Source organism: Paenibacillus sinopodophylli (assembly GCF_005930355.1).
Classification (GTDB): domain Bacteria; phylum Bacillota; class Bacilli; order Paenibacillales; family Paenibacillaceae; genus Pristimantibacillus; species Pristimantibacillus sinopodophylli.
Window position 1 is genome coordinate 1,893,924 of sequence record NZ_VDBO01000001.1, and the last position, 10,843, is coordinate 1,904,766.

5 protein-coding genes, 1 tRNA gene and 1 pseudogene are annotated in these 10,843 nt (G+C 49.2%); 1 reads left to right on the plus strand and 6 read right to left on the minus strand.

The genetic code is table 11. The features are described from left to right. Positions 1-49 precede the first annotated feature (49 nt). A pseudogene (locus FGT79_RS31615) lies at positions 50-223 on the minus strand (apiosidase-like domain-containing protein); the annotation flags it as partial. Positions 224-290: 67 nt separating this feature from the next. Between FGT79_RS31615 and FGT79_RS08460 the strand changes: the two are divergent. Then, a complete protein-coding gene (locus FGT79_RS08460) occupies positions 291-515 on the plus strand; it encodes a substrate-binding domain-containing protein (RefSeq protein WP_425465010.1) in 225 nt (74 codons plus the stop codon). A 258-nt stretch (positions 516-773) separates the two neighbouring features. On the opposite strand, the gene FGT79_RS08465 is transcribed toward FGT79_RS08460, so the two are convergent. The 5 genes from FGT79_RS08465 to FGT79_RS08485 all read right to left on the minus strand — a co-directional run. Then, entirely contained in the window at positions 774-4,139 is a 3,366-nt protein-coding gene (locus tag FGT79_RS08465) for an S-layer homology domain-containing protein (protein ID WP_171056131.1), read from the minus strand. Between the two features lie 181 nt (positions 4,140-4,320). Beyond that, positions 4,321-7,374 carry an ATP-binding protein gene (locus tag FGT79_RS08470; RefSeq protein WP_138752251.1) on the minus strand — a complete coding sequence of 1,018 codons (3,054 nt, stop codon included), beginning with the start codon at positions 7,372-7,374 and terminating at the stop codon, positions 4,321-4,323. Further along, positions 7,374-8,528: a response regulator gene (locus FGT79_RS08475; protein ID WP_138752252.1), complete on the minus strand. Its 1,155-nt coding sequence runs from the start codon at positions 8,526-8,528 to the stop codon at positions 7,374-7,376. The genes FGT79_RS08470 and FGT79_RS08475 overlap by 1 nt, the downstream gene beginning before the upstream one ends. A 320-nt stretch (positions 8,529-8,848) precedes the next feature. Then, positions 8,849-8,923 (minus strand) — tRNA-Ala (locus FGT79_RS08480). 132 nt (positions 8,924-9,055) lie between these two features. After that, positions 9,056-10,843, minus strand: a 1,788-nt coding sequence (locus FGT79_RS08485) for an S-layer homology domain-containing protein (RefSeq protein WP_171056132.1), incomplete at its 5' end; no start/stop codon positions are given.

The following is a 10,843-nucleotide window of genomic DNA, read 5'->3' on the forward strand; positions in this document are numbered from 1 at the left end:
CTTTATAAATCGGGGAAGTTGAGGATGTAACGGTTCATTCGTTTAGATATTAATAGTGATGATTGAGACGGAGATCGAGCTCATCGACCGATCTCCGCGTGCAGCCGTATGCGTCGACGCCCCGGTCCTCTGTATGAAACTGCATGACTGCATTGTGTCCGTATGTATGTCCGAATGCCCCTGCGAACACCGCCCAATAGGCATAACGCCTCACATCGTCCGCCTTCCATCTTGGAGCGTCAAGGAAATGCTAGCCATGTGGAATATCCTCGTAAGACGGCTCGCCATCTATCGTCGGCTTCGACAATATATCGGAAGCTCGAATTGTCATGCCTGAGCTGACAACCGTCCATGTAGCCAAGGAACGCCTAGCTCAATTGGCTGTTGATTTAATCCTGCAATCCATTGGTTCCAAAGATCAGATCAAAACAAAGATTACTGTGGATACGGAGCTTGTAGAGAGACACTCTTCAACTCCGCAAAGGGAATGGAGTACGGCTTTGTTAGAATCATAGACGGAGCCTTTCAACGCATACAAAAAGCCCCAATAGGGGCTTTTTGCTAGGGCATTGATTCCCATAGTTATTTGGTTTAACGAAGTGTGCTGCACGTGCAGGTAGACGGTTTTTGTTCGCGGTCATGTAGACCATTGCAAGACTTGTGCCGGATCTGTCCCCTGACGGAATGAGATTTCATCTACGGCGATCCGACTCACCGAGTAATTTTCAAAGGGAGAACGTATCCCTTCAATATTTAAAAGAGTTTCGATTCACTTAAATCAATTCGGATTTTTGCAGCAAACGCTGAATCGTCGCAGCGACCTCAGCTCTAGTCATGTAAGCCTTCGGTACAAGCGAAACCGAATTTCTTCCGTTTACAATGCCGGCTTGCACGCTGTCCACGACTCCGCTTTGCGCCCATACAGCTACGTCTGAAGCATCTTCGAAGGAATGAAGCACCGCGTCCGCCGATTGAGCGGCCAGCTTCGCTTTCAGTCCGGTCATCCCCATCGCTTTGGACAAAATCGCCATCGCTTGCTCTCTCGTTATTTTGTCCATAGGACGGAACGTACCATCTTCAAAGCCACTGATTAAGTCATATGCATAAGCGGTGCTCACTGCGCTGCCGTACCAGTCCGTCGCTTTCACATCGGAGAATGGCGCTGCACTGCTTTCTAGCTTGAGACCCAATCCGCGTACGAGTATCGCCGCGAATTCGGCGCGGGTGATGTCTTGGTCAGGGTTGAACAAGCCGTTACCTGTCCCATCGATAACCATCCGCGAGCCCATATCATTCACAGCATCCTTCGCCCAGTGTTTCGCCATGTCGCTGAACTCGAGCGGATGCCACACGATGGAGTAGGTACTATTAGTCAGGCTGTTCACTTTGGCGTAATACTTACCGCCTAGGACAACGATCTTCGTAGGCACATGGCGAACCGTTCCATCCGGATCAACTACGACACCCGTCGTTATTTTATTCGGATCTACATCGTCCGGAATGGCGATCGTCCGCTCGACGTAGACGTTGAACTTTGAAACGTCCACGGTCTTTTCTCCGTAAACAGCGGTTACCGTGAAGTCTAGGGCTGGAACAACAATAGAGAACGAGCCTTTAGCTGCCGCATTCTCGACCACCTTCACCATGTCCGTCTTGGTTGCGGCAATTTCAATATGCAGCTTAATGTCCTGCAAGGCAACCGCTTTGCCGATTTGTTCGGAAATAGCATCGATGTTGATTTGCTGCGCAGGAAGTGTATACGTCGCCGTATTCGTTTTGATTTCAAGGACTGCTTGTTTGTTTTCCATGTTTTTAATCATCTGACCGTTTAATTCACCGATTACAACATCGGATTTCGCGCTGAAAGGAATCGTTACAATCGCGCCTTGCCCTTCCGCAGCGAGTTTATCATCTAGCTTCTTCTGATCGATGTGAATAGTCGTAACGGTCTGATTAGCCCGCGTACTCTTTGTCGCGGTTCCCGCATTTTCGGATTTTCCGTTTACCAGCACGAAGACAGAATCGTCATTTGTACTCGGTGAACTTGGCGTGCTTCCACCACCTGATGAAGAGCCAGAGCCGATCGTCACATACGCCGTTTTCGTATCCTGACCTACGTCCTCCCATCCCTCGCTAGTCCATTTCTGCTTCGTGAAGGCTACTGTCACCGTATGGCTGCCAACGACCACAGGCGTATAGGTTGACGTGTAACTTTCCCCGTTAACCGTAAACGTTCCTGATTTATCGCTTTCCGTAGAAGTCCATCCTACCGGTACATACCGCTCGTCTCCTCTCACCAACACCTCAACGTCCTGCCGATCCCCGCTCGCCGTAAGTGCTATAGACGAGCCAAGCGTAGCCGTGCTCGGACTCGCGTTCACGAGGTTGTTCGACGCATCTGCCGACATCGCTGTCCGAGTAACCATTATTTTCGTCTCTTTGGTATCTGAAGTTTCACTATTCTGCCATTCAGATCCATCCCATAATTGCTTCGTATAGGTTGCCGTCACCGTATGAACACCTGGGATCGCAGGCGTATAGGTTGAAACATAAAAGGCTCCTGTCCGATCGAATGCTCCTGTTTTACCTTCCTCGGACGAACTCCAGCTTGTCGGCAAATATCTCTCGTCTCCGATCACCACACCTGGCTCCAGCTGCCTGTCTCCACTTACCGACAGCGTTACCGGATTGCCTGCCGTAATATTGTTCGTGCTGGTTGCAATGCTATTCTTCGATGCATCTGCCGCCGTAGGCGTTATCGGCGTGGATGGACCTTTAATCATGATTTTCACAGGATACGGATAGCCTAAGTTGAATAGGAAATCAAGCGTTATCTCGCCTGGCTGCTGCTTCGACAAATACTCTTTTTTGAGAGTAATCAGATATCGATCATCATCTTCATCGATATCGAGCGTGTAATCCAGGTCTTCCTCGAGCAATGTATCCCCATTCATAATTCCGGTAAAATTCGAAAAGCTCATGTTATAGGTCAAGTCTAAGTAACCGACGAAATCAACCGGCGCTTCCGGGTCGAAAGTATAGTCGTTGGGAGAATAAAACGCCCCGATAGGCGCTTGCATATCCAGCCTTGTTCCGGCATCGCCTATTACCGCAAATTCTCCATAATCAATATATTCAACACTGTTTAATTCATTAGGTGTCAGCGTCGCGAAAGCACTCCAGTTCACCCCATCCTTGGAGAACATTGCGGCGCTTTCTCCTACTGCAATATAATAACCGTCTCCGTACGCAATGCTCTTCATCTTGTAGCCCGAAGGAGAGGCTACGATATGCCACGGCCCTTCAACGCTATCCGCATAGTACAGGTTGTTCGTGTCGCTGGCAACGGCAACAACTGGCTTACCAGATCCAGGTCCAGCGATATCTACGTAATTTGCATGCTCAGGCAGGGCAATCTTGCTCCACGGATTTGCATTTTGCGGCGAGTATACGTATGCATGCGAGCCCTCGCCAATGACAACCAAGCGATTACCAGCCACCTCGATTTTGTTCGGGGTAAAAAGAGAGGTCTCTGAAAGCTCTATTTCACTAGCGGTTCCATTTAGAGAAGCAAAGACAACCGCTTTCGGAGGCGTATCATCGTTGGAATGCTCATCATAAATGCCCGTCACGAAATAGCTGATACCTTCAGAAGCGGGAAGATAGATGCCACTCACTGCGTTGAAGCCCTGCTCTTTCACAGTCAATAGCTTTTTTTCGACGTCATTCTCACGCAGATTCCACTGCCAAATTTCTGAATTGCTTTTCAAAGCATAAAAGGGACTCTCCTCAGAAATACCTGATCTGGCTTCAACAAAACCCGTCGTCCCGCCAACGGTAGATTTGGTCCACGATGATCCACTATAATACCTCCACAATGCTCCGTCTGCGGTGGTGTACAGGTAGCTCCCTGATGCAGAAGTAAAGTGTCCCCTATTATAAGCAACGGATGTCAGAGAAGCTCCAGAATGCCCGGAATAGACGGATTTCTTGATAACACCAATTTCCGAAGCTGGCGCAGCAGAAATTTCCTTCGCAAACCATGCGGTTTGAGTCCCAACAAGAACAACCGCCATCATTAACAGTGCTAACTTTTTAACAAGCACAACAGCCATCCGATTACGGATTCGCAAAAACATGTGTGAACAGCTCCATTTCATTATCTGAATTTAGGATAAACCTTTCCATTCATCATAATGAACGACACCTTAAAGAAACCTTAAAAATCGACAGCTTTCACCAAAAAAAACAGGTCCCGCCGTTTTGTGGCGACAACCTGCTTCATTTGGGGTATATGAATGTGACTCAGGAGCGCTATATCTACAAAGCCGGAATGAGCATCGTCACCTGCGTCCCTCGGCCCAGTTCGCTCTCCACTTGCAGTTGTACCCCATACTCATGCTTCAGCCTTTTGTTAATATTCAGTAGACCAACCCCCTGCGGCTCACCCGCTCCGGAACCCTCTAGCAGCGTCTCTAATCGTTCCGCTACGATGCCGACACCGTTGTCGGCAACGACAAACCGCCATTTACCGTCATCCGTTTCGTTCACGGTCAATCGCACTGTACCCCCTTCTCTGCGATCTCCGATGCCATGGCGGATCGCATTCTCTACCAGTGGTTGAAGCAGAAGCGGCGGAATTCGCAAGCCAAACGCTTTGTCCGCAATGTCGGATTCGAACTGAATGCGTTCCTTAAAACGTGCCTGTTCAATGCTGACGTACGTTCGAATCAATTGAAGCTCATCATCGAAAGCGACTCTCCCTTCCGCATTGCTGAAGCGGAAACTGCCTCGCAAGAAATCAGCGAGATCAGTGATCAGCTTGCGTGACCGTTCCACATCCGTATAGCTGGATGCTACGATGCTGTTAAGCACATTGTACAAGAAATGGGGCTTGATCTGCGATTGCAGGAACGCTACTTCGAGGTGAATCGCTTTGCCGAGAGATTCTTTCACCGCCAGCAAGCTGCCGATTCGGGCCTTCATCTCTTCCACATCGAACGGCTTGGGCAAGTAATCGTTCGCCCCCGCTTGGAAGACCGCCACCTTATCCTGCGGCTGAATTGCCGCGGTCACCATTAAAACCGGCAATTCCAAGAGCGAGTAGCGTTTGCGAATATCCTGACATACCTCGTAGCCCGACATGCCCGGCATCATCAGATCGAGAATGACGAGATCGATCTGATTCGGCCCAGCGATCTGCTCCAGCGCTTCGTACCCGCTCTTGACTGCGATGACGCGATAATCGAAGGTTTGCAGCGTATCCATCAACACCTTCAGGTTTACGAACTGGTCATCGACGATGAGTATCGTATGCTTCCCTTTGTGATTCAAAACATAGGGTGTCACAAAGGAGTATTCAGCTTGCTTCGGCGTAACCTGAGCGGTCTTGCCGTCCGGACGGGTTGCTTTCCCTTCTTTCCCTCGATTTGCGACCGGCATCGTAAACGTAAATGTCGATCCAACGCCCCGCGTCGAAGTCACCGCAATGGTTCCGTTCTGCAACTCGATCAACTGCTTCGCGATGGATAATCCTAACCCGAATCCGCGGTGCTCCGATTCGTCGCTCGATGCAAACGGCTCGAATATAGTCGAAAGCTCGCGCGAATCGATGCCTTCTCCCGTATCGTGTACGGAAACTTCGATCATGCCTCCTTGCTCTGAGGCTGTAACGACGATGCTTCCATTTTTCGTATGCTTCACCGCGTTGTCCAATAAATTCGAAATAATCTGACTTAGACGAATCTCATCAGCGAGCGCGGCGGGCAGCTCTGCGGGGACATGGTTCAGTAGGCGAATGTCTCGCTCGATGCAAAGATAGGCGTAAATGCGAACCTGGACTTCAACCGCAGAATGGACATCCGTCGCGAGCGGCGCGATTCTCAGCTCGCCTTGCTTCAATTTGGAGAAATCCAAAATATCGTAAACGAGCTGTGAAAGCCTCCCAGTGATCCCGATAATTAATTCGATCTTCTCCCTCTGGCTCACGGTCGGTGGATACGCAGCATCTTCTAGCATGGACCGGGATATGTTCATAACGCCATGGAGCGGAGACTTGAACTCATGTGAAGTTCGCGTAAGAAAGTCGTCCTTCATTTTGTCCGCTTTCAGCAACTGCCCGGACAACTCCTCGATTTGATGGAAAGCGTTCGAAAACCGGAGCGACATAAGCAAAGCAAGCATGAGAAGAACGAGGAACGGCTCGAACGGTGCAAGCATATACACTTCCATACCCAGATAGATGCTCATGTTCTGCTTTAATGTCAGTATGTTCAAGGCGATTCCCGCAAGAATCAAATACCTGCTTCCCTCGACTTTGTGAAGTGCCGCCAATACGAATATATAGGTAGCATACAGTAATGAGAAAATGACATAGTACGTTGTCAGTTGACGCAGCAGCGCGGACGGAAATGTCGCCATCTCAGTTGCGAAGCACAAATAGATGAGAGCGAAGGCGCCCCCCGCGATCAAAGTGATTTGGACAAGCCTTTTGGAGCAAAACGGTCGGAAAGCGGTGTACACATATAAACAAAATCCGAAGCCGCCCGCGAGTGCCGAGATCATCTGGAGGCGAAAAAACAGCCAGAATGGCATTATGCCGAGCGCATCGAGCAGCACTCTTTCTCCCCTTACGCTTATGAATAAAGCAATGCTCATGCACATTAAACCGAAGACGATCAAAGAACGATCATGTTTGCGCTGGGCGTAAAGCCCGACGAAATAGAGCCCCATGATGAGAAAAGCGGTAACATTCACCCAATCATGCGTCAGCGCCCGATCTCGAAGCCCAGAGATTTGCTCAGCAGTCCCTAGGAAAAGCGAGTTGCTAATGCCGCTGCCACCGGAAAATTCATAGTTTGCAACTTGAACGAGGAGCTCATTCCAGCCTGGCTTTAGCTTGAAATAACTGACGTAGGGCTTATTCACAGCGTAGTATTCCCTATGCGCGGCAGGAATCCCGCTGGAGCCAACCGTCTCTCCGTTGACTATAAGCCGATTGGATATTAGAATGGACGCCGTTTTTAATCCGTACATCATTTCGGTATTGTTGATATGGAGCCTCAACCGGTAGGTGGCCATCCCGGTCATGTTCATTCGGCTCGACCACGAACCGGGCACTTGAATCGTCGTGGAAGCTTGCGGAGATGAGGATAGAAAGTCTGCATGTGTTAAAAGCCGATTCGGATAAAACATCCATTCTCCATCTAGCGGGATTAAGCCATTTTCTTTAAATTTCCATAAAGTCAAATCTATCGATCCGTTCACCGCAATAGGTGATTGCTTTTTCTGGAAGGATACATAGGCAAACAATATGCCATAAGTCGCCGTTAGAATGACGAGCGTTGCAACCACTGCAGCCAGTTTTTTTCTCATTAGACTCCTCGCCCCTGCCATACCACTTGGTCTTTCGTTTGATGAAGCAGAAGAACCGTCCCTTCCTCGAGCTCCGCCCCCAGCTGCACGTGAACCGCTTGTTCCAATTGCATGTAGACACGCAACGCCTCATTTCGATTGCCTGTTTCCAAATGCAGCTTAATCAGCTCTCGTCCGTCTGCCTCCGAATCCGGAGCGAGCGTCAACACTTGCTTCATGCTATCAATCGCAAGCAGCATTTGACCCTGACTGCGGAAATAAGCATACCACTTGCGAAGCACGCGAATATACGTTGCCTTGATCTCCAGCTGTCTAGCGACGACCCAGCCGAAATCACTGGCATCCATATAGTCGCCTTTATAGATCAGGTTGATAGAATCGTATAACCGCTCATCCATGACCTCTTCGTTCAATACGCTACGCAGCAAGCGCTCGAATTCCGTCACATCAACAGTCATGCCATCCAATGCAGCGAAGAAACCTTGAGCGTCTTTATGGATTTGAATCGGGATTTGATGATCTGCCAAGCTTTTTCTTAAGTAGGACATGCAGGTGTAGAAATAGGTTTTCGCTTTCTCCAGATCGTACCCCGGCCATAACGCTTCGATGATAGTTGCGGTATTTACGGATTTTCCTTCGTAATGAATCAAATAGGCACAAAGCTCCTTTTCCTTCTTCGTTTTCCAGGCAAGCTTTCGGTCCTTGTTGTCCGGCAACTGGATATGAAACCCTCCCAAGCAACGAATCGTAAAGGGAATACTCGTGTTACGACGAGCTTCTAGGGAGAATGTGGATATTAATTGTTGGACGCGATCGACAGCGTTCTGCAATCTCTCTTTCGTAAATGGCTTAAGCAAATAGTCGGTTGATTGAATTTCAAATGCTTCGACAGCATACTCCGCGTATGCCGTTGTGAATACGATAGGCATTCGCGGCAGCTTCTCTCTGATGGCTCTCGCTGCTTTCGTACCCTTCATTCCTGGCATCTGATTGTCCAAAAATACCGCATCGACAGGAAACCGTACGATATCTTCGATCGCCTGAATCGGATTATCATACCTTCCCACCACTTCGACGCCGCCGATCTGACTAAGCAATATTTCCAGCAGATCCAGCGCATCTTCTTCGTCATCAATGAGCAGTACACGAATCATTGGGGCTTATCTCCTTCATTCTCTCGAAGTGATCACTTATTAAATCTTCTTTTCGCATGTAATTCGGCAAAATATGACACATCTCCTTCTTTCAGAGTGATCGTATACAACTTTCACCACTGTATGAAGAGCCAAACCGAAATTCCCGACACAAAAATAAAAAAACTCAAGCGACCATTCTCTTGAGTTTTTCGAAATAGATAAATACGGCTCTTAAAAGCTATTTTCTTACGAGTGACACCTAGCACTCCACATGACCATTATGCTGTAACAAAATCAAAACAAAAAATTAACATCTCTGCTGTTTGTGTTTAAAGTGTTGGTGGAAACTAGCGGGATCGAACCGCTGACCTCTTGCATGCCATACAAGCTCTCTCCCAGCTGAGCTAAGCCCCTCGCCTTACTAGGGTAGTGTGACCAACCAGCTCGTAACTCGTGCTACCAAAGTGATCGGCTTCACTACCATAGACATGGATAAACCCGCCTAAACAGATCTATCTCTGCTCAAGCGGGTTTGTCCATGAATCTTATTTATCGATTGAACCTAGCGTTTGCAGCATTCTGATGAACACAACCGCCGCTTGCGCGCGTGTCGTATCGCCCTTCGGATCAAACGTATTCGCGCTTGTACCGTTCATAATTTGAAGGGTAAGCATTGTGCGAACATCCTCCAAGTAAGCCGCGTCCACGCTTCCGATATCTTTGTAGCCGTTCAGGTTAACAGAATCCTTTGCAATCGACGACTTTTCAAGATTAATCACAGCCGCCAACATGCTCGCCATTTCCTCGCGGGATAGCGGTTGATCGGGCTTGAAGCTCGTACCATTCGTGAAGCCGAGCAGTCCAAGCTCCTTCGCCTTGGCTACCTCATCGAAGTACCATGCACCTTGCTTTACATCTACATACGGTGCTGTATTCCCAACAGATCCGCCGCGTCCTAAGGTTCGAACTATCATGGCGGTAAACTCCGCTCTCGTTACGGCTTTGTCAGGGTTATATTTCCCGTCGCCAACTCCTTCAACGAGTCCTTTCGCTGCAGCCAGCTCTACGAATGCTTTGCTCCAATGTTTAAACGTATCGGTAAAGCTCATCGGATTTTGTGCCACGACGTACACGCTGTTGGAATAAGAGTTGATCGTCACGTACCATGCGCCATCGATCAACACTTTCTTAGCGGATACAAACTCAAACTTCTTTGTCGTTTCGTTATAACGGAATACGCCCCATTGCTCTGGCATATCGGTCATGTTCTTTGGCATCGGGATGATTCGCGTCAGCGCGCTACTGAACTTGTCCGCTGTTCCGATCACTTGTCCTGACTTGGTGTTAATAATTAAGATGTTGAAATCCACAATCGCGCCTAATACTTGGCCCTTTGGCAACCCGCTTGCAACCGCCGCTTGAATGTCCTTGTCACCAGACTTATCGGTCAAATTGATCTTGAAGCTGATATCCTCGGCTTTGAGCTCATTCTTCGTAAGCAAATCCTGCAGGTTCGGAATGAGCGATGCCAGATTGACGGGAATCTTGTAGCTGCCGTAAGGCGTCTTAATCTCGGTGAAAAAAGTGGCGTTTTTCTTCTCAAACTCGGTTAATAGACTTGCCGGTAAGCTGACATAGGCAACGCCGTCTTTTGGTGTAACCTCAAGAGCGACGGACGGCTTACGGGTGTCAATTGTATCCGAGTTAATCATAATGCCGTTTTGGTCGATATCCAAATCTGTTAGGACACTCGGAGAAGTTGGGCTACCGCCAGTCCCGCCACTATTCCTACTATTAATAACCTGCGTTACCGTAAAGGTTACCGGCGTCATACCCGCGGCCGACACCGTTACCGTAGCCGTATACGTCCCTGCGGCGAGTCCGTCATTTACTTTTACCGTAAAGGTCGTGGACGTCGTTCCGCTATCGAGCGTTGTCGCCGCTGGCTGCGTAACCGTGAAGCTGCTCGCGTTCGTTCCGCTTAGCGCTGTCTCTAAGCTCTCCAAGTCGCCTGTTCCCGTTCTCGTTACGGTCACCGTTTTCGTTTCCTGCGTTCCCGATGCGTAGCCCGCTGTCAGCGCGCTCGGCGTCTCGTTCGACAATGCATCGATGGTGTACGTGAGCGGAACGTTCACCACCTGCGTCACCGTAAAGGTCACCGGCGTCATGCTGGTCGCCGATACCGTTACCGTAGCCGTATAGATTCCTGCCGCTAAACCGTCGTTCGCTTTCACTGTAAAAGTAGTGGACGTCGTCCCGCTATCGAGCGTTGTCGCCGCTGGCTGCGTAACCGTGAAGCTGCTCGCGTTCGTTCCGCTTAGCGCTGTCTCTAA

Bases quoted from the DNA above. Each gene is read 5' to 3' on its own strand.
- FGT79_RS08465 (WP_171056131.1), bottom strand. From the start codon at position 4,139: ATGTTTTTGCGAATCCGTAATCGGATGGCTGTTGTGCTTGTTAAAAAG.
- FGT79_RS08470 (WP_138752251.1), bottom strand. From the start codon at position 7,374: ATGAGAAAAAAACTGGCTGCAGTGGTTGCAACGCTCGTCATTCTAACG.
- FGT79_RS08475 (WP_138752252.1), bottom strand. From the start codon at position 8,528: ATGATTCGTGTACTGCTCATTGATGACGAAGAAGATGCGCTGGATCTG.